Raw genomic sequence first — 18,570 nt, forward strand, 5'->3', positions numbered from 1 at the left:
TGGACGTGAACGATAACGCGTGCAGACAGGAAGAACGCTCCGCCTACAAATTTATCGCGAGCAAGCTCGCTCCTACAGAAAAATAAACGGAGGCCCATCACCATGGCCAACCTGAAAATCAAGAATCTGCAAAAAAACTTCGAAGGTTTTTCCATCATCAAGGGCATCGACCTTGAAGTGAACGACAAGGAATTCGTGGTCTTCGTCGGCCCGTCCGGCTGCGGCAAATCCACGCTGCTGCGGTTGATAGCCGGGCTGGAGGAAGTCAGCGGCGGCACCATCGAGCTCGATGGTCGCGACATCACCGAAGTCAGCCCGGCCAAGCGCGACCTGGCGATGGTGTTCCAGACCTACGCCCTGTACCCGCACATGAGCGTGCGCAAGAACATGTCGTTCGCCCTCGACCTGGCCGGCGTAGCGAAAGCCGAAGTGGAGAAAAAGGTTGGTGAAGCGGCGCGCATCCTCGAACTGGGGCCGATGCTGGAGCGTAAGCCCAAGCAACTGTCCGGCGGCCAGCGCCAGCGCGTGGCGATTGGCCGGGCCATCGTGCGCAACCCGAAAATCTTCCTGTTCGACGAACCGTTGTCCAACCTCGATGCCGCCCTGCGGGTGCAGATGCGCCTGGAACTGTTGCGCCTGCACAAAGAACTGCAAGCCACGATGATCTACGTGACTCACGATCAGGTCGAAGCGATGACCATGGCCGACAAAGTGGTCGTACTCAACGGCGGCAAGATCGAGCAGGTCGGGTCGCCACTGGATCTCTATCACCAACCGGCCAACCTGTTCGTCGCCGGTTTCCTGGGCACGCCGAAAATGGGTTTTCTCAAAGGCAAGGTCACCCGCGTCGACAGCCAGGGTTGTGAAGTGCAGCTGGATGCCGGAACCCGCATCAACCTGCCCTTGAGCGGCAGGCACCTGAGCGTCGGGAGTGCGGTGACGCTGGGCATTCGCCCGGAACACCTGGAACTGGCCAAGCCCGACGACTGCACCTTGCAGGTCACCGCCGATGTCAGCGAACGCTTGGGCAGCGACACCTTCTGCCACGTCCGGACGGCATCCGGTGAAGCTCTGACCATGCGTGCTCGCGGCGACTTGGCCAGCCGCTACGGTGAAACCCTGAGCCTGCATCTGGATGCGCAACACTGCCATTTGTTCGATGCCGACGGCGTGGCGTTGACCCGCCCGCTGCGCGTTGCTGCCTGATTTCAGAGAGCCTGCGATGAAACTGAACAACCAAAGCCTCAGCCGCCTCGCCCCTGAAGTGGTCCTGCCCGCCTACGCCCTTAGCGAGACCCGCCAAGGCATCGCGCACATCGGCGTCGGCGGTTTCCACCGTGCCCATCAGGCGTACTACACCGACGCCTTGATGAATACCGGCGAAGGCCTGGACTGGGCCATCTGCGGTGTCGGCCTGCGCGCTGAAGACCGCCGCGCCCGTGACGATCTCAAGGATCAGGATTATTTGTTCACCCTGTTCGAACTCGGCGATGGCGACGACACCGAAGTGCGGGTGATCGGCGCCCTGCGCGACATGCTGCTGGCCGAGGACGGTGCACAGGCGTTGATCGACAAACTGGCCAGCCCCGAGATCCGCATCGTCTCGCTGACCATCACCGAAGGCGGTTACTGCATCGACGACAGCAGCGGCGAGTTCATGGCGCACTTGCCGCAGATCCAGCATGACCTGACGCACCCGAATTCCCCGAAAACCGTATTCGGTTTCCTCTGTGCCGCACTGGCCAGGCGCCGCGCTGCTGGCACAGCGGCCTTCACCCTGATGTCCTGCGATAACCTGCCCCACAACGGCGCCGTCACCCGCAAGGCCCTGCTGGCCTTCGCCGCCTTGCACGACAGCCAATTGCGCGACTGGATCGACGCCAACGTCAGCTTCCCCAACGCCATGGTCGACCGCATCACGCCGATGACCAGCACACGGCACCGTCTGCAACTGGCGGACCAGCATGGCGTGGACGATGCCTGGCCGGTGGTCTGTGAACCCTTCGCGCAATGGGTGCTGGAAGACCGGTTCGTCAACGGTCGCCCGGCCTGGGAAAAGGTCGGCGTGCAATTTACCGACGACGTCACGCCCTACGAAGAAATGAAGATCAAGCTGCTCAACGGCAGTCATCTGGCGCTGACGTACCTGGGATTCCTGAAGGGTTACCGCTTCGTCCACGAGACCATGAACGACCCGCTGTTCGTGCGCTACATGCGCGCCTACATGGACCTCGATGTGACGCCACAGCTGCCGGCGGTGCCGGGAATCGACCTGGCCGAATACAAGAACACCCTGGTGGCGCGGTTCTCCAATCAGGCGATTGCCGATCAGCTTGAACGGGTGTGTTCGGACGGTTCGTCGAAGTTTCCGAAATTCACCGTACCGACCATCAACCGCTTGATCGCCGATGGCCGCGAGACCCAGCGCGCGGCGTTGGTGGTGGCGGCGTGGGCGCTGTATCTCAAGGGCGTGGATGAACAGGGCGAGACCTACACGATTGCTGATCCGCGCGCGGCGTTCTGCCAGGCGCTGGTGGCCGATGATGTGCTGATTACCCAGCGCTTGCTGGCGGTCGAGGAGATTTTTGGAACCGCCATTGCGCGCTCGCCGGAGTTTGTCGCGGCGTTTGAGTGGTGCTGCAACAGTTTGCGCGAGGTTGGGGTGTCGCGGACTCTGGAACGAGTTTTGGCGTAAGTCCTGCGGTGGAGCTGCTGCCGTCTTCGCGGGCAAGCCCGCTCCCACAGGGTTCGCGTTGTTCACAAATCTTGGGTTCACCGCACTTCATGTGGGAGCGGGCTTGCCCGCGATGGCGGCATGAAAGGCGACATCTATGTTGAATGATCCAAGGATCCACTATGCCAAACCAAGAACTCTTCCTCGGCATCGACTGCGGCACCCAGGGCACCAAAGCGCTCATCCTCGACGCCGTCAGCGGCGAGGTGCTGGGCCAGGGCGCAGCCACCCACACGATGATCAGCGGCGCCAACGGCCGCCGCGAACAGGACACCCAGCAGTGGCTGGAAGCCTTCGCCACCGCCACCCGCCGCGCCTTGCTCGCGGCCAACGTCGATGGCCAGTCGATTCTCGGCATTGGCGTGTCCGGTCAGCAACACGGCCTGGTGCTGCTCGACGATCAGGGCAAGGTGCTGCGTCCTGCCAAACTCTGGTGCGACACCGAATCCACCCCTGAGAATGACCGACTGCTGGCCCACCTGGGTGGCGAAAAGGGTTCGCTGGAACGCCTCGGCGTGGTCATCGCACCGGGCTATACCGTCTCCAAGCTGTTATGGACCAAAGAGCAGCATCCCGAAGTGTTTTCCCGGATCGCCCGCATTCTGCTGCCCCATGACTACCTCAACCATTGGCTCACCGGCCGCAGTTGCAGCGAATACGGCGATGCCTCGGGCACCGGGTATTTCAATGTGCGTACGCGCCAGTGGGATGTGCAATTGTTGCGTGACATCGACCCCAGCGGACGCCTGCAAGCCGCGCTGCCGGAGCTGATCGATCCCCACCAGGCGGTCGGCACGATTCTGCCGGGCATTGCCGAACACCTGGGCATCAACCCCCGGGCACTGGTGTCCAGTGGCGGCGGCGACAACATGATGGGCGCCATCGGCACCGGCAACATCCAGCCCGGTGCAATCACCATGAGTCTCGGCTCGTCGGGCACGGTTTACGCCTACGCCAATGAGCCGAACGTCGCCGCAGATGCCACGGTTGCCACCTTCTGTTCTTCCAGTGGCGGCTGGTTGCCATTGATCTGCACCATGAACCTGACTAATGCCACCGGCCTGATTCGCGACTTGCTGGACCTCGACATCGACCAGTTCAACGATCTCGTTGCCCAGGCGCCGATCGGTGCCGAAGGCGTTTGCATGCTGCCATTCTTCAACGGCGAGCGGGTGCCCGCCCTGCCCCATGCCAGTGCCAGCCTGTCGGGTTTGACCATGACCAACCTGACCCGGGCCAACCTGTGCCGTGCGGTGGTCGAAGGCACGACGTTCGGATTGCGTTACGGACTGGACCTGTTACGCCGCAATGGCTTACAAAGCCGCAGCATTCGGCTGATCGGCGGTGGTTCGAAAAGCGCGGTGTGGCGGCAGATCGTCGCCGACACCATGAATACACCGGTGATCTGCACCGAACAAAGCGAGGCCGCGGCCTTGGGTGCGGCGATTCAGACGGCCTGGTGCGTAGCCCGGGCGAACGGGCGCGAAGACAGCCTGGCGCAATTGTGCGAGCGCTGCGTAAAACTCGACCCGGCCAGCGAAACCCTGCCAGTCGCCGACAATGTGCAAGCCTGCCAGCAGGCGTATGAACGCTATCAACAGCATGTCGCAACCCTATTTGAAGAGTGAACAACTATGTACCTGGTGTGTGGCGAAGCGCTGTTCGATTTTTTCAGTGAAAACGACGCCAGCGGTCTGGCGTCCAAAGTGAACTTCAAAGCCATTGCCGGTGGCTCGCCGTTCAACGTGGCGGTGGGCTTGCGCCGCTTGGGCGTGGACGCGGCGCTGTTGGCCGGGTTGTCCACCGACTACCTGGGCCGGCGCCTGCTGCAAGTGCTGGAAGATGAAGGCGTGTGCCTGGACTACCTGCTGGATTTTGCCGCGCCGACCACCCTGGCGATGGTCGCCGTGGGGGCCAATGGCTCGCCGCAGTACAGCTTCCGTGGCGAGGGCTGCGCGGATCGACAATTGCAACCGGAACACCTGCCGGCACTCGGGCCGCAGGTGCGCGGCCTGCATATCGGCTCGTTTTCCCTGGTGGTGCAACCGATTGCCGACACGCTATTGGCATTGGTGCGCCGGGAAAGCGGCAAGCGCCTGATCAGCCTCGACCCGAACGTACGCCTGAACCCGGAGCCAGACATCGACCTGTGGCGTAACCGGATCGCGACGCTGGTGGAGCTGGCCGACCTGATCAAGGTCAGCGACGAGGACCTGCATCTGCTGTACCCCGGCCAGGACCCGGCGCAGGTGATCGAAGGCTGGTTGCAGCACCGCTGTCAGCTGGCATTCCTGACCCGGGGTGGCGAAGGCGCGAGCGTGTTCAGCCGGACTCACGGTTCGTGGTCTACTCCTGCCTGTGGGGTAAAAATCGCCGACACCGTGGGCGCAGGCGATACCTTTCAGGCGGCGCTGATTACCTGGTTGACCGAACAGCAGCTGGATTCAGTAGAGGGCGTGAAGCAACTTGGCCGCGAGCAGATCGACCGCATGCTGAAGTTCGCGGTGCAGGCGGCGGCGTTGACGTGCAGCAAGACCGGACCGGATTTGCCTTATCGGCAGCAACTGGATGTGCACTGAATTCGAGGGCCTCATCGCGAGCAAGCTCGCTCCCACAGGGTTGCGGGTCGTTCACAGCGTTTGTGTCCACCCTTGTTCGCGATGACTTTCCATCAGGCGCCCGATGGTCTTAACTGATACACAGGATCGCGCATTCGCAACAGACGGCGTTCAGCCGGGTTAACCCTCGTTTAACCGTGCGGTCCAACACTTCACTGGACCGCACGCTCTCAGACTGTTCTGACGCCCAGTGCGGCAAGTTCGACAAGCGGCACATCGAACTGACATTCCGCCCGCACCGGAGATCGCTGATGAACACTCGCACCCTGCTGGTTACCGCCGCCCTCGCCTGCACCGCCTTTGCCGGCCTGGCTCAGGCCGATGACACTACAACCTCTCAAGCCGTGCCCTATCACTACGGAATGCCATTGCATGTCAGCAAAGTGATTTCGCTGACCGAGCCGGACACTCTGGAGTGCAAAGTGGTGAAGGCCGAGATGAAGTACATCGATGACACGGGAAAACCCGCAGAAATTTCCTACCGTAAACTGTCCGACGCTTGCGAGAACCAAGGCTGACTGAAAAGTCTGATTTGATACTTGGCGGTATTCCTTTGCGGGTTGCGGCGCTATGCTCTAGCGCTTCCCCCTCTGCCCGCAAGGATTCGCCATGCAGTTGTCGTTTCGCACGCTGTCGATGTTTACCGCCGCCTTATGTCTTTTGCTGAGTCTGGTCTGGGGCCTGACACCGCAATGGTTATTGTCGTTCTGGGACATCGAGTTTTCATTCGCGGTGGGATTGGTCGCGCGACGCACCGCCGTGCTGTTTGCGGCGTTGAGCGTGTTCTCTTTTCTGGTTCGCAACGCGCCCCCTTGCGAAACCCGCAATGCCCTGAGCCTCGGCTTCGTCGTCGGCAGCTGGGGATTGGCCGTGCTGGGTTTTGCCGAATGGCTCAACGGCCATGTCGGGCCGGGCATATTACTGGCGGTAGGATTTGAACTGGCGCTGGGCCTGGCGTTCTTCCAGACCCGGCGCGTGTCCGTGGAACTCGAGACAGCAAGCTAGAGCGCTTTGCCCAGCATGGAGTGCGGCTCGACCTCGACGTGATGCTGTCTGTAACGCAATTGGGCAATCAACTCGTTGATTTCCCGACAACCATTGAGCCCGGAGGCATCTATACCGGTGACCAATAGATCGAGGTGATCGGTTTGCCCGTCTGCATAAACCTTGACGGTCATCGACAGATCCGGTGACAGCGTGCACTGGCAGCGCTTGGGTAGAAAACTGCTTTCGATGATATTGCGAAGTTCCAAGGCAGAAAGAAACATGGCGACTCCCTCCTTTGTGATACTGCCTGACGATCAATGCTCGCTCATTTGAAATCCCGGCAAGCTTCAAGGACAGCTACAGCATAAAACATACCCTGAACTTCGCTGTGCAGTTCATCGGCAATTCAAGGGTCCGGACGGGTTACCTGTAAAGCCTGTCATGCAATTTGCAATTATAGACCCTGGTGCCCCTGCAATTTGCACACTGGGTATCCCGGGTTTGCATTCACTGCACACGACAGTGAAAATGCCACCCTTCACTTCAAGCAAGGAGGCATCATGAGTTCATTGACCGTTAACGCTTGCGCAGCGCTAGTCACACTGGGGCTTGCCGGCGTGGCGCATGCCGCCAAACTCGAAGACACCGCGCCTTATCCGAAGGCCGAAAGCGGGTTTACCCGCCAGGTCATCCACCTCGCGCCACAGGCCCGGGAAAACGACTTCCAGGTCGAGATCCTGGCCGGCAAGACGATGACCGTCGACTGCAATAACCCGCGCCTGGGCGGCATTCTCGAGGAGAAGAACCTCGAGGGTTGGGGCTATCCGTTCTATCGCCTGGAAAAAGTCATTGGTCCGATGAGCACGCTGATGGCCTGCCCGGCAGGCACGAGCAAGCAGGGTTTTGTACCGGTGGTCGGTGACGGCTTCCTGCTGCGTTACAACAGCAAGCTGCCGCTCGTGCTGTACGTGCCCAAGGGCATCGAAGTGCGCTATCGGATCTGGTCGGCGTCGACCAAAGTCGAGAAAGCCATTCAGGAATAACCCCGCCATCTGGCAGCGCCTGCTGTAGACCTGTCCAAACATCATGCCGAGACGCCACTCAACGCGGCGCGCTCGGCCACATGCCCCAGGCTGTCGAAGTTGATGTTGGCACCCGAGTCAATCGCCACCAGGGTCTGCCCCAAGGCACCGGTTTGCGCGACGTATTTCTTGATCCCGGCCACGGCCAGCGCACCGGAAGGTTCGGTGATCGAGCGGGTATCGTCGTAGATATTCTTGATTGCGGCGCAAAGCTCGTCGTTGCTGACCGTCACCACGTCATCGACGCAGAACCGACAGACCTCAAAACCGTAAGCGCCGATCTGCGCCACTGCCACCCCATCGGCGAAGGTGCCGACGCTCGGCAGCACGACCCGTTCGCCGGCATGCATCGCCGCTTGCAGACACGCGGAGTGTTCCGACTCGACGCCAATGATGCGCACCTCCGGCCGCAGGTATTTGACGTAGGCGGCGATGCCTGCGATCAGCCCGCCGCCGCCCACCGGCACGAAGATCGCGTCCAGCGGCCCCTGATGCTGGCGCAGGATCTCCATGGCCACCGTGCCTTGCCCCGCGATCACCTCCGGGTCGTCGAAGGGCGATACAAAGGTGCGACCGGTTTCCAAGGCCAGGTCCAGTGCATAGGCCAGCGCAAACGGAAAACTTTCGCCGTACAGCACCGCATCGGCGCCGCGACTGCGCACCCCGATGACCTTCAGTTGCGGCGTCGTGCGGGGCATCACGATGGTGGCGTTGATCCCCAGTTCCCGCGCCGCCAGTGCCACACCCTGCGCATGATTGCCGGCGGAAGCCGTGACCACGCCACGAGCCTTTTGCGCCTCGCTCAGTTGCACCAGTTTGTTGTAGGCACCGCGGATCTTGAAGGAAAAGGTCGGTTGCAGGTCTTCGCGCTTGAGCAGGATCCGGTTGCCCAAGGCTTCGGACAAGGCCGGCGCCGGTTGCAACGGCGTGCGCACGGCCAGTTCATACACCGGCGCGGCTAGGATTTTTTTGACGTAATGTTCAAGCAGGCTTTGCTGGTCGGTCGTAAAACTCATGGTCGTCTCCTGACATTGTTCGGGGCCCGGGAGACAGAAAGTAAAAACCCGCCTCGAGGGCGGGTTGGGTGCTGCAGTCGTGAGCTAGCCCGCCAAATGAGGAATGGCGGTAATAATGCTTGGCTGGCAGCGCAATACGGTGGAAGTCATGGCTGGAAATTAGCCGGGTGTTGATGGCAAGTCAATGGCAAGTTTGCGGTGGTCGCTATAGGCTACCGGTTCTATTCATTGCCCAAGGAAGGAAAACATGAAGGCCATCACCCTGCCCCTTATCGCCCTGATCGCTTTTTCCGGTTACACCGTTTCGGTGATGCTCCAGGCCGAACAGTCGCTGATCGATTTCGGCATCAGCCTGATGTCACGCCCCGATACTGCACAGGTGGTGATCGATCTCTATCTGCTCGCAACTTTGGCGGGCATCTGGATGTACCAGGATGCGCGAAAGCGCGGGCAGTCGGCGCTTTCGGTGCTGCCTTATCTACTGATCACAGCAGTGTTGGTTTCAATTGGGCCATTGTTGTATCTGGTGGTACGCGGGTTTCAGGATCGAAAGAGATCAGTAGCCGCGACTCGGCAGATCTGACCCGAATACCCGCGCTGCAGCCGCTCGCTCGGGCGGCCGCAGAACATGCCAGCGATATTGGCTACTTCAAACCCACCTTGTACAACCCGCCGTTCTCCTCATCGGTCAAAACATACAAATAGCCGTCCGGCCCCTGCCGCACATCGCGAATGCGTTTTTTCAGTTCCCCGAGCATGCGTTCCTCGTGGATCACCTTGTCGCCATCGAACTCCAGGCGGATCAGTTCCTGGCTGATCAGCGCGCCGATAAACACGTTGCGCTGCCAGGCCTTGAAACGATCGCCATCGTAGAACGCCATGCCACTCAGGCCCGGGGATTTTTCCCAGACGTGGTTCGGGGCAACGGTGCCTTCGGCGGTTTCACCCTTGGCTTCGGGAATCGGTTGACCGGAGTAGTTGATGCCATGGGTTGCCAGCGGCCAGCCGTAATTCTTGCCGCGCTCGATGATGTTGACTTCATCGCCGCCCAGAGGGCCGTGTTCGTTTTCCCACAGCGTGCCGTTCCACGGGTTGAGCGCCGCGCCTTGCGGGTTGCGTTGCCCGTAGGACCAGATCTCCGGGCGCACGTTGGCCTGGCCGACAAAGGGGTTGTCCTTGGGCACCGTACCGTCCGGGTAGATGCGCACCACTTTGCCTTGCAGCTTGTCGAGGTCCTGGGCGGTCGGGCGGTCGTTGTTTTCCCCCAGGGTCACGAACAGATAGCCGTCGCGATCAAACACCAGGCGCGAGCCAAAATGGTTGCCGACCGAGAGTTTGGGCTCCTGGCGCAGGATCACCTGGAAATCCTTGAGCGCCGTCATATCGTCGGAGAGCCGGCCGCGACCCACCGCTGTGCCGGCCTTGTCTCCTTTACCGTCACCTTCGGCATAGGACAGATAGACCATCCGGTCCTGCTTGAAGTCGGGCGACAGCGCCACGTCGAGCAATCCACCCTGCCCCTTGGCCCAGACCTTGGGTACGCCGTTGAGCGGTGCCGACAGTTTGCCGTCCGCGGTCACCAGCCGCAGGTTGCCGGGCCGTTCGGTCACCAGCATGTTTTTGCTATCCGGCAAGAATGCCAGGGCCCAGGGATGCTCCAGCCCCGTCACGATGGGGGTGACCTCAAGGGTGCCGTCTTCGCTTTTCATCGTCTGGGCCGGCGCGGCCAGCACAGGAACAGTGGCGCTGATCAATACGCCGGCACAAAGGGTTGCCAACAGGTTTTTACGCAACATGCAGGATTCCTTTTCTGATGGAAATGAGGCCTGGTGAAAAATAGCGGGCAGACGTGATGCCTGCCACTCAACGGTTGTTGGTGCCAGTGTCGCGTGGGGGTGGATTGGGAATGAATTTCGGTGGGCTGGCGGGCGCTGTCCGGTCGGGATAGCGATTACCGATGCCACCGTTGTCCAGCGTCGGCGGGCGCGGGACCGGTACGGTATTGGGTCCGCGTATAGCCGGGGCACTGGGTTGAGTACCTTGCATACTGTTGGGATTGGCCCGCCGAATCGGGCTGTTGTAAGGATTGTTGCTGGTGCTGCCCGGCAGGTTCTGGGCCAACTGCAACGAAGCAGAGACGTCGGCCTGGGCCACGGGGCCCAATACGCCACTCAAGGCCAGTGCAATGGCGCCAAACACGTATCGGTTCATGGGGTGCCTCTCTACATCGCGCGGATAAGGGCTTCGATACCACGCTACGCCCGGGGTTCGGTTTTGTTAACAAAAACCTCCCCGGCAAGATGTAATAGGCTGGATGCTCCGGCCTCATCGTCGGAACGCCGCCCGGGGCAAGCCCGCTCCCACAGGTACGATGGCGTCCGCGATCACGTCGCCAGCGCGAACACACCTCTCAGATCAGAATGAAGACCGCCAGTAACCCGGCAAAGATCGACCACTTTTGGAGGTAGTAAAGCTTACGGTTGCGCTTTTTCAGTTCCTTGGCGCGCAGGCGAACCTTGTAGACCTTGCTGAACAGTCGGTTGATCCCCCCGGTGCGGTCTCCGTCCTCGTTCGGTGCACCTGCCGCCGACATGACATTGCGGCTGAACCAGCGATTGAATGCCGCTGCCCACCGATACTTCATCGGCCGCTCGACGTCGCAGAACAGGATGATGCGATTGTGCGGCGTGGTGTTCTCTGCGTAATGAATGTAGGTCTCATCGAACATCACCGCTTCGCCATCGCGCCAATGGTAGTTCTGGCCATCGACATTGATGTAGCAGCCGGCATCGTTGGGTGTTTCCAGACCCAGGTGATAACGGTACGAACCGGCGTATGGATCGCGGTGACGCACCAGTCTGGAGCCCGGTGGCAGCTCGGCGAACATCGCCGCCTTGATCGAACCAATGCCCTGCACCAGTTCGGTGGTGCGCGGGCAGAGCTTCATGGCCGACGGGTGGCTATCGCCGTACCACTTGAGATAGAAGCGTTTCCAGCCGGTCTTGAAGAACGAGTTGAAGCCAACGTCGTCGTATTGGTTCGAACGCTTGATCTCGCCGGCGTGAAGCAGGTTCTGGCCCTCCGCACGAATTTCTTCCCAATGCGCCTGCAGCGGGCTCAGGTCGGGAAAGTCAGCCGGATCGAGATACGGTTTGTTGGGGATTTTCGAAAACAGATAAAGAAAGCAATTGATCGGCGCCAGAAACGTCGAGTGATCACTCAACTGGCGGCCCAGCTTGTGGCGCACTCGGCCACGCAGGTGGACGTACGCTATAGAGAGAATGTAGACAACGGCAATGATCAGTTTCACGGAAATCGTCACAGGTTGGAAAAAAACAAACTGCGCCCTTTACCGGCATGCCGGTCCCCGGGTCTTGTGCAGCGACTGAATGCGAAACAACGCCCCCGTAATGCCATCGAGCCAAGCCGATAGTCGACGTTCAGCTGATGGATGGCATTTTAGCCACAGTTTATAGCCAATAGTTAACCTGCAACCGTGAAAATGTGTCCGCAAAAACGCCAAAGCGTTGCAGTGGCCTCAATGCCCTATCGTTTAAAGAGCCAGACCAGTACAATCGCCGCCAAACTTTACGCGCCCCCAGGTTGAGAACGGGAAAATCCCCTTTCAGCGCACGTTGACTCGGGCCTGGCGCGCCACATGCTGCTGTCCACTTAATGCCAGATGGATCTTCCACTGCCGATCGGGATGAATGTCCCGGGGTCCGGACAGTGGAAACGGGTACTGAACCGGTACTGCCGCAACCCTAGCTACTCTGAATGCTTCGCAGGAAAAACCTTTGATTTCTACAGCTAACATCACGATGCAGTTCGGCGCCAAGCCGCTCTTCGAAAACGTTTCGGTCAAGTTCAACGGTGGCAACCGTTACGGTCTGATCGGCGCCAACGGTTGCGGCAAGTCGACCTTCATGAAGATCCTCGGCAACGACCTCGAGCCGTCCGGCGGCCAGGTCATGCTGGAGCCGAACGTGCGCCTGGGTAAATTGCGCCAGGACCAGTTCGCCTACGAAGAATTCACCGTGATCGACACCGTGATCATGGGTCACGAAGAGCTGTGGAAGGTCAAGGCCGAACGCGACCGCATCTATTCGCTGCCGGAAATGAGCGAAGCAGACGGCATGGCCGTGGCCGAGCTGGAAACCGAATTCGCCGAAATGGACGGCTACACCGCTGAATCCCGCGCCGGTGAACTGTTGCTGGGCCTGGGTATTCCCCTGGAACAGCATTTCGGCCCGATGTCTGAAGTGGCTCCAGGCTGGAAACTGCGGGTATTGCTGGCCCAGGCATTGTTCTCCGATCCTGAAGTGCTGTTGCTCGACGAACCGACCAACCACCTGGACATCAACACCATCCGCTGGCTGGAAACGATCCTCAAGGCGCGTAACAGCACCATGATCATCATTTCCCACGACCGTCACTTCCTTAACAGTGTCTGCACTCACATGGCCGACCTGGACTACGGTGAGTTGCGCCTGTTCCCGGGCAACTACGACGAGTACATGACCGCGGCGACCCAGTCCCGCGAGCAACTGCTGTCGGACAACGCCAAGAAGAAAGCGCAGATCTCCGAACTGCAAACGTTCGTCAGCCGCTTCTCGGCCAACGCCTCGAAAGCCAAGCAGGCCACGTCCCGCGCCAAGCAGATCGACAAGATCCAGCTGGCCGAAGTCAAGCCATCGAGCCGCGTCAGCCCGTTCATCCGCTTCGAGCAAACCAAAAAACTGCACCGCCAGGCCGTGACCATCGAGCAGATGTCCAAGGGCTTCGACGGCAAGACCCTGTTCAAGAACTTCAGCTTCACCGTCGAAGCCGGCGAACGCGTGGCTATCATCGGCCCGAACGGTATCGGCAAGACCACCTTGCTGCGTACCCTGATGGGCGAGCTGACCCCGGACGCCGGTTCCGTGAAGTGGACCGAAAGCGCAGAACTGGGCTACTACGCCCAGGACCACGCCCACGACTTCGAAGACGACGTCAGCCTGTTCGACTGGATGGGCCAGTGGACCCAGGGCGAGCAGATCATTCGCGGCACACTGGGCCGGATGCTGTTTTCCAACGACGAGATCCTCAAGTCGGTCAAGGTGATTTCCGGTGGTGAACAAGGTCGTATGCTGTTCGGCAAGCTGATCCTGCAAAAGCCAAACGTGCTGGTGATGGACGAACCGACCAACCACCTGGACATGGAATCCATCGAGTCGCTGAACCTGGCGCTGGAGAACTACCCGGGTACGCTGATCTTCGTCAGCCACGACCGCGAGTTCGTATCGTCCCTGGCCACCCGCATCATCGAGTTGAGCCCTAACGGCGTGACCGACTTCAGCGGCACCTACGACGACTACCTGCGCAGCCAGGGTGTGGTGTTCTAAGAGCAGCCTGTAGGAGCGAGCCTGCTCGCGAAGAGGGAGTGTCAGACAACATCATTCCCGGCTGATCCACCGTCTTCGCGAGCAGGCTCGCTCCTACAGGGCTGCGCGCACATTACTGATCGGCGGTTTGCATCCCGGCCCGGGTCGCCCTGCCCAGGGTGCGCGAGAAGAAACGTCCGGCTTCAGAGATCAGATTGCGGTGGATGTCTTGCCGGTCGACGCCATCGGCATCGGTGCACAGCGCGGGCGTGATCACGATCTGCTCGTCATTGCACGGCGCCATGAAGACAAAGTGCCCTGCCCCGGCCAATAGCTTGAAGTCAGGTGCGGTCGGCAGTTTGCGCGCCAGTGCCGCGGCGTTCTTGTCGACAGCCACCAGCTTGTCGCCATCGCCGCTGTAGAGCAGCACCGGCACATGCACATCGGCCAGGGTGTGACGGCCGAACTTCAGGCTCAACGGCGCCATCAGCATCAAGGCGTGGACGCGAGGGTCGGCCACCGGTTGCAGGTCGTCGCGGTCGACAATCAATTCGCCCCGGGTGTTGCAGGCATCGCGGTCGTCCGGGCGCTCCTGGCAGTATCGGCGCAGGCGATCCAGGTCCGGGGTCGCGCCAGACAGAATCAATGCGGTCTCGCCACCGGCCGAGTAACCGATGACCCCTACCTGCTCGGCATTGACGAACGGCGACAGCATACGGTCGCCCAAGGTTGCGGTAATGGCTTCGGAAATCTGGATCGGCCGGCCGTACAGGTTACTCAAAGTACCGAGTCGGCTGTGGTCTTTGGAGTTGTCACCGGGGTGAATCACCGCCACCACCACAAAGCCTTTGCGCGCCAGTGACGTGGCAAGGTCGTGCAAGGCCAGTGGAGTGCCGGTGTTGCCGTGGGACAGCATCAACATCGGGAAGCGGCCGATGGCGACCTTGGTGTCCTCCCCGGCTTCGACGGTGTAACCCTCGAGCTTGCTGGTGTGCTCCCGATCACTGGAAGGATAGAAGGCGATGGCGCGCATCGGCTGCAGGTCCAGCGGGTCGAGAAAAGTCATCTCGTGGAAGCCGACGCTCCAGTGAAGATGCGGTGCAGGCGCGGCGTGCACTGTATTCAGGCTGCTGAGCAGGCAAATCAGTAAAGCTGCACAAAGACGCATCATGGATGCCCCACTTTGTTACCGGACTTGAGACGTACACCCTGGATAGCATAAGTCGGGCCACAAACTGAAACGACCAGAAACAAAAAACTCCGTACCTGGTACTTGCGTAGCCAGAATACAGAGTTTTTTGGGCTTTACCTGAACGGTTGCCTACTTTTACGCAAGCCTTACGCAGCGGCGAACAACTGCTCGCTGATTTGCGCGTGAGCAGCGCTCATGGCTTTGTTGCGAACGTCGTCACCGTAAGCCAGGCCTTCGGCGCGGACGATTTCGATGTCGGTGATGCCGATGAAACCGAACAGCAGCTTCAAATATTCTTCGTGGGCAACACCGGTTGCCTGGCCGGCGTGCATGCCACCGGAAGTCGAAACGATCACCACTTTCTTGCCACCGCACAGGCCTTCAGGGCCGGCTTCGGTGTAGCGGAAGGTCTGACCGGCCACCGCGATGCGGTCGATCCATGCCTTCAGTTGAGTCGGGATGGTGAAGTTGTACATCGGTGCGGCAATCACCACGGCATCGGCAGCCAGGAATTCGGCCAGGGTCGAGGCGCTCAGTTCAGCTTCGTGCTGTTGTGCGGCGTTGCGCAGTTCAGCGGTGGTGCCGGCGGCGACCAGGGTGGTGGCGGAGAAGTGGCTGATGGCGTCGGCGGCCAGGTCGCGGTAGGTCACCACGGCGGTTGGCTCGGCGGTTTGCCAGGCTTTGACGACTTCACCGCTCAACAGACGGGAAGCCGAGTTGTCGCCCAGGATGCTCGAATCGATATGCAGCAGTTTCATGTGGGTTCTCCAAGTGAGGATCGCCCACAAGGGCGATCTGATGGGACTAATCCTACACACGAAACCAATAGCTGATTAGACGGCAACAATGCGATAGTTCGTCCCACAGATAGAACAGTCGGATTCACATCATGCAAGACCTCAACGTTTTCCTAGAGTGACCAGAATCATCTACAAATTATCAAGCAACATAAAACCTATTCCATGCCGGGGAATGCTGTAAGGTGATGCTTATCCCCTCACCCCCCCCTCTGTGCGATCTGCCCCTCCTGCTGTTCGGCGCCCCCCATCCCGCCCAGCTCCCAGCTTCACAGCGATTCATTACCCTCCAGCTTATCCCCTCCATGAACACCGCAAAGCCTAGAAGCGTACCTACCGCGCCCAATAGAAGCCTCACGGCAGGCACCAACTCCCCCGATAAGAAAGACAGCGTGGATAGTCCAGCACCGAATGCATTGGGCCGCACCATCCCCCCCCCCCCCAACGCGGCTTGAATTAGGATTTTGAAGTGGGCACGTGCTCGGGGGTAGTCCAGGATCATCGACGGAGCTACTATCGTTCGTACTAAGTCTCCACTTATGTGAAGGATTTGAGGGCTTTCCCTGGGATTTCCAAGAGTGTTGCAACCGAATCATCCGTTTCTGCTGCGGCAAGTATGGCAACGCCCCGTATCGAGGAGAATGAAATTTCGAGCGGTGCAACGTCTTAGACTGACACCCAACCTGATTTCAAGGCACGCAATGCATCGATTCAGCCGAAATTTTGAGAAACCTAACTTTTTGATAGCCGCTACAAATCCGTTATTTGACTATGTTGACAAGGCAAAAAAAATCATAAATATCCTACGTGAATAATCTTCTGCTGCAGCAATTTTCTGGGTAGGACGAAGACACCCTAACTCTATAAAAATATAACTAAAATAAAAACATATACTATACAGACTTTAGCCATAATTTGAACGGAGCCACAGCATCTGCCATGACTCCAGCTATTTTTTCGTGATATTCATACTCCGTCAAAAGTTTTGTCTTAAAGTCTGCCTCAAGTTGCTCAAGCGCATTAATAGCGGCAAGTACAGCTGTACCATGCACCGCAGCATCAACTACCTGCTCGATCATGTTTAACTCGGAAAAAGCAACCTTTATATACACATCCAACGACTTAATACTTCTATGCCCCGACCACTCTTTCAACCGAAGCTTAAGTAACTCAGAACTTGCAATGACACTGCGTACACTAGCAGAATTGACCAGACCATACGTAACAATTAGATTTTTAAGTTGCTCAGTAATGAATCGATGCCTGAACAGATGTGCATGAGCGGGCACTGTGAGCCTCGCCATGACTTTCAAATCATGAATATCATTTGTGATAGAATCAGGACTCAGAGGCGTACCTTTATTTAGACTAACAAACACAAATCCATGATCAAATTTCAAACCTATTTTCTTATCTACAACCTCCAACCTACTAGATTCAATATATTTTACCCACTCAGAGACGATCATCTTTGGAACTGGTACAAAACGAAATGTAACCGTATCCTGCTTCATTGTTTCGAACCTAACCAACGGACTAGGATCATTGGACTGATGAGCTCTTACGACATCCATAACCCGAAGCCTTGCGACCTCGTAACGCCGAGCGCCACTGAACTCAAGCACAGATAGCATGCAACGCATCCTACCTTTCAAATGCCTTGGTTTTTTATCGGCTTGTGCCCTGAGAGATGCAATAGCAGTTTCGTCAATAGGGAACCGAACGTTATCTGAACTACCAGAAGGAAAACTAAAATGATGCCACTTCAATCGGTGATATCTTTCTCGGAATTTACGCCGTTCTTCTGGAGTGACCTCAACACCATGAAGAATGCCGTTAGGAGACACGAAATCAGGATATCCTAGTGATTTGCTTGTAAAATGAATAAAATCCAAACAACGCGACCCAATTTCTCGAACCTTCGGGCTCTCCCTCAAACGTAGTCCTTGAACTTTCGCCTCCAACCCTCTAATAAATAGCTCAAAAATTGAATCAGTAAAGTCAAGGCACGACAGCTGATTTACAAACATAAACCTTACCAGATGACTCAACTGAAAAGCATATTGCCGTAACGTCCCTCCCCTATTAGTCAAAGATGGATTGCTCTTGATACATAAGTCCTGGAGATATGCAGTTACCTCGAAGCAAAATCTGCCATCTGGGAAGTAGAAACATGGAAGACCACCTACTGACCGAAAAATCAGCTCACCATCCATCTGCAACAGCACTGGAAGTACAGCGAACTCACCTAATGGACGATGTAATTGCTCTTTATTCATGCCCCACCTGCCCCTGATAATACAACACAGCGTGAATAAATTTAATTTCTTTTTCGTAATAAGCTATACGGTTCGGCAAATCAGTCACGGCCAATTGCCGAGCTAACTCCATCAGGCGTTGAATAACAAGCACCTGCCTATGGAGTGCTAAATCCTGCAGTTCCAGGAGCCTTCCCAACTCTTGCTTTTCAGAGGTAAGGGATCTCCTGCTTTCCTTTTTTGTCCGTACAGGAACTTTCTGGGCTAAGAGATTTTTTAGCTCACCCCGTAACTTGTCAATTCCTTTGAATCCACCTGCCAAAGTATTTGAATGTTTAATAAATGTATTAAGCGACATGCCAACGACCCCACGACTCGGATCAGAAAAACATGCGAGAGAACCTTGACTTGAAACTGCGGCGAATAACTCAGGTTCCCCAATCCATTGTTCTGGGTGGGCTACGGCCTGCACAAGGATTTTTTGGACATTTGCTACAGACCCGCGCATTTTGTCCTTCATCTC

18 protein-coding genes are annotated in these 18,570 nt (G+C 58.1%); 9 read left to right on the plus strand and 9 right to left on the minus strand.

The genetic code is table 11. The features are described 5' to 3' along the window. Positions 1–102: 102 nt before the first annotated feature. The 6 genes from AC3IX1_RS14060 to AC3IX1_RS14085 all read left to right on the plus strand — a co-directional run bounded on the left by AC3IX1_RS14060 (position 103) and on the right by AC3IX1_RS14085 (position 6,357). Entirely contained in the window at positions 103–1,206 is a 1,104-nt protein-coding gene (locus tag AC3IX1_RS14060; RefSeq protein WP_489384586.1) for an ABC transporter ATP-binding protein, read from the plus strand. 16 nt (positions 1,207–1,222) lie between these two features. Then, positions 1,223–2,695, plus strand: coding sequence for a mannitol dehydrogenase family protein (locus AC3IX1_RS14065; protein WP_489384587.1), 1,473 nt, complete (start codon positions 1,223–1,225; stop codon positions 2,693–2,695). A gap of 161 nt (positions 2,696–2,856) precedes the next feature. Next, complete coding sequence (xylB, locus tag AC3IX1_RS14070) at positions 2,857–4,362, plus strand: xylulokinase (RefSeq protein ID WP_489384588.1); 1,506 nt, start codon at positions 2,857–2,859, stop codon at positions 4,360–4,362. Between the two features lie 6 nt (positions 4,363–4,368). Beyond that, a complete protein-coding gene (locus tag AC3IX1_RS14075; RefSeq protein WP_489384589.1) occupies positions 4,369–5,313 on the plus strand; it encodes a carbohydrate kinase family protein in 945 nt (314 codons plus the stop codon). 290 nt (positions 5,314–5,603) lie between these two features. After that, on the plus strand, positions 5,604–5,870 hold the full coding sequence (locus AC3IX1_RS14080) for a DUF2790 domain-containing protein (protein ID WP_489384590.1): 267 nt from the start codon (positions 5,604–5,606) through the stop codon (positions 5,868–5,870). 91 nt (positions 5,871–5,961) lie between these two features. Further along, positions 5,962–6,357 carry a hypothetical protein gene (locus AC3IX1_RS14085; protein WP_489384591.1) on the plus strand — a complete coding sequence of 132 codons (396 nt, stop codon included), beginning with the start codon at positions 5,962–5,964 and terminating at the stop codon, positions 6,355–6,357. Here AC3IX1_RS14085 and AC3IX1_RS14090 read toward each other — a convergent pair. Beyond that, entirely contained in the window at positions 6,354–6,620 is a 267-nt protein-coding gene (locus AC3IX1_RS14090; protein ID WP_489384592.1) for a DUF1652 domain-containing protein, read from the minus strand. The genes AC3IX1_RS14085 and AC3IX1_RS14090 overlap by 4 nt on opposite strands. A 279-nt stretch (positions 6,621–6,899) precedes the next feature. Here AC3IX1_RS14090 and eco point away from each other — a divergent pair, with 279 nt between their 5' ends. Then, positions 6,900–7,382 carry a serine protease inhibitor ecotin gene (gene eco / locus AC3IX1_RS14095; protein WP_489384593.1) on the plus strand — a complete coding sequence of 161 codons (483 nt, stop codon included), beginning with the start codon at positions 6,900–6,902 and terminating at the stop codon, positions 7,380–7,382. Positions 7,383–7,423: 41 nt separating this feature from the next. Here the strand turns inward: eco and ilvA are convergent, their stop codons facing one another. Beyond that, the gene (ilvA, locus tag AC3IX1_RS14100) at positions 7,424–8,437 is read right to left on the minus strand and encodes a threonine ammonia-lyase, biosynthetic (protein WP_489384594.1); all 1,014 of its coding nucleotides are present in this window, start codon (positions 8,435–8,437) and stop codon (positions 7,424–7,426) included. 247 nt (positions 8,438–8,684) lie between these two features. On the opposite strand from ilvA, the gene AC3IX1_RS14105 reads away from it, so the two are divergent. After that, positions 8,685–9,020 (plus strand): DUF2834 domain-containing protein, encoded by a 336-nt coding sequence (locus AC3IX1_RS14105; RefSeq protein ID WP_489384595.1) that lies wholly within the window; start codon positions 8,685–8,687, stop codon positions 9,018–9,020. Between the two features lie 61 nt (positions 9,021–9,081). On the opposite strand, the gene AC3IX1_RS14110 is transcribed toward AC3IX1_RS14105, so the two are convergent. The 3 genes from AC3IX1_RS14110 to lpxO all read right to left on the minus strand — a co-directional run bounded on the left by AC3IX1_RS14110 (position 9,082) and on the right by lpxO (position 11,747). Next, on the minus strand, positions 9,082–10,233 hold the full coding sequence (locus AC3IX1_RS14110) for a PQQ-dependent sugar dehydrogenase (RefSeq protein ID WP_489384596.1): 1,152 nt from the start codon (positions 10,231–10,233) through the stop codon (positions 9,082–9,084). A 67-nt stretch (positions 10,234–10,300) separates the two neighbouring features. After that, entirely contained in the window at positions 10,301–10,648 is a 348-nt protein-coding gene (locus tag AC3IX1_RS14115; RefSeq protein ID WP_489384597.1) for a hypothetical protein, read from the minus strand. 199 nt (positions 10,649–10,847) lie between these two features. Continuing rightward, a complete protein-coding gene (gene lpxO, locus AC3IX1_RS14120; RefSeq protein ID WP_489384598.1) occupies positions 10,848–11,747 on the minus strand; it encodes a lipid A hydroxylase LpxO in 900 nt (299 codons plus the stop codon). A 487-nt stretch (positions 11,748–12,234) separates the two neighbouring features. Between lpxO and AC3IX1_RS14125 the strand changes: the two genes are divergently transcribed. Next, complete coding sequence (locus AC3IX1_RS14125) at positions 12,235–13,821, plus strand: ABC-F family ATPase (RefSeq protein WP_223458138.1); 1,587 nt, start codon at positions 12,235–12,237, stop codon at positions 13,819–13,821. A 112-nt stretch (positions 13,822–13,933) separates the two neighbouring features. Here the strand turns inward: AC3IX1_RS14125 and AC3IX1_RS14130 are convergent, their stop codons facing one another. The 4 genes from AC3IX1_RS14130 to AC3IX1_RS14145 all read right to left on the minus strand — a co-directional run bounded on the left by AC3IX1_RS14130 (position 13,934) and on the right by AC3IX1_RS14145 (position 18,567). Continuing rightward, the gene (locus AC3IX1_RS14130; RefSeq protein WP_489384599.1) at positions 13,934–14,971 is read right to left on the minus strand and encodes an alpha/beta hydrolase family protein; all 1,038 of its coding nucleotides are present in this window, start codon (positions 14,969–14,971) and stop codon (positions 13,934–13,936) included. Between the two features lie 167 nt (positions 14,972–15,138). Continuing rightward, the gene (locus AC3IX1_RS14135) at positions 15,139–15,750 is read right to left on the minus strand and encodes an FMN-dependent NADH-azoreductase (RefSeq protein ID WP_489384600.1); all 612 of its coding nucleotides are present in this window, start codon (positions 15,748–15,750) and stop codon (positions 15,139–15,141) included. A 932-nt stretch (positions 15,751–16,682) separates the two neighbouring features. After that, entirely contained in the window at positions 16,683–18,068 is a 1,386-nt protein-coding gene (locus AC3IX1_RS14140) for a hypothetical protein (RefSeq protein WP_489384601.1), read from the minus strand. Beyond that, positions 18,061–18,567 (minus strand): hypothetical protein, encoded by a 507-nt coding sequence (locus tag AC3IX1_RS14145; protein ID WP_489384602.1) that lies wholly within the window; start codon positions 18,565–18,567, stop codon positions 18,061–18,063. The genes AC3IX1_RS14140 and AC3IX1_RS14145 overlap by 8 nt, the downstream gene beginning before the upstream one ends. Positions 18,568–18,570: the final 3 nt, after the last annotated feature.

This window comes from Pseudomonas sp. KH_046_2, from assembly GCF_057838985.1.

What these genes read in the sequence shown, in the direction of transcription:
- AC3IX1_RS14080 (WP_489384590.1), top strand. Translation starts at nt 5,604, where the DNA reads ATGAACACTCGCACCCTGCTGGTTACCGCCGCCCTCGCCTGCACCGCC.
- AC3IX1_RS14110 (WP_489384596.1), bottom strand. Translation starts at nt 10,233, where the DNA reads ATGTTGCGTAAAAACCTGTTGGCAACCCTTTGTGCCGGCGTATTGATC.
- AC3IX1_RS14130 (WP_489384599.1), bottom strand. Translation starts at nt 14,971, where the DNA reads ATGATGCGTCTTTGTGCAGCTTTACTGATTTGCCTGCTCAGCAGCCTG.
- AC3IX1_RS14060 (WP_489384586.1), top strand. Translation starts at nt 103, where the DNA reads ATGGCCAACCTGAAAATCAAGAATCTGCAAAAAAACTTCGAAGGTTTT.
- ilvA (WP_489384594.1), bottom strand. Translation starts at nt 8,437, where the DNA reads ATGAGTTTTACGACCGACCAGCAAAGCCTGCTTGAACATTACGTCAAA.
- AC3IX1_RS14105 (WP_489384595.1), top strand. Translation starts at nt 8,685, where the DNA reads ATGAAGGCCATCACCCTGCCCCTTATCGCCCTGATCGCTTTTTCCGGT.
- AC3IX1_RS14140 (WP_489384601.1), bottom strand. Translation starts at nt 18,068, where the DNA reads ATGAATAAAGAGCAATTACATCGTCCATTAGGTGAGTTCGCTGTACTT.
- xylB (WP_489384588.1), top strand. Translation starts at nt 2,857, where the DNA reads ATGCCAAACCAAGAACTCTTCCTCGGCATCGACTGCGGCACCCAGGGC.
- AC3IX1_RS14135 (WP_489384600.1), bottom strand. Translation starts at nt 15,750, where the DNA reads ATGAAACTGCTGCATATCGATTCGAGCATCCTGGGCGACAACTCGGCT.
- AC3IX1_RS14075 (WP_489384589.1), top strand. Translation starts at nt 4,369, where the DNA reads ATGTACCTGGTGTGTGGCGAAGCGCTGTTCGATTTTTTCAGTGAAAAC.
- AC3IX1_RS14115 (WP_489384597.1), bottom strand. Translation starts at nt 10,648, where the DNA reads ATGAACCGATACGTGTTTGGCGCCATTGCACTGGCCTTGAGTGGCGTA.
- AC3IX1_RS14085 (WP_489384591.1), top strand. Translation starts at nt 5,962, where the DNA reads ATGCAGTTGTCGTTTCGCACGCTGTCGATGTTTACCGCCGCCTTATGT.
- AC3IX1_RS14145 (WP_489384602.1), bottom strand. Translation starts at nt 18,567, where the DNA reads ATGAAGGACAAAATGCGCGGGTCTGTAGCAAATGTCCAAAAAATCCTT.
- eco (WP_489384593.1), top strand. Translation starts at nt 6,900, where the DNA reads ATGAGTTCATTGACCGTTAACGCTTGCGCAGCGCTAGTCACACTGGGG.
- AC3IX1_RS14065 (WP_489384587.1), top strand. Translation starts at nt 1,223, where the DNA reads ATGAAACTGAACAACCAAAGCCTCAGCCGCCTCGCCCCTGAAGTGGTC.
- AC3IX1_RS14090 (WP_489384592.1), bottom strand. Translation starts at nt 6,620, where the DNA reads ATGTTTCTTTCTGCCTTGGAACTTCGCAATATCATCGAAAGCAGTTTT.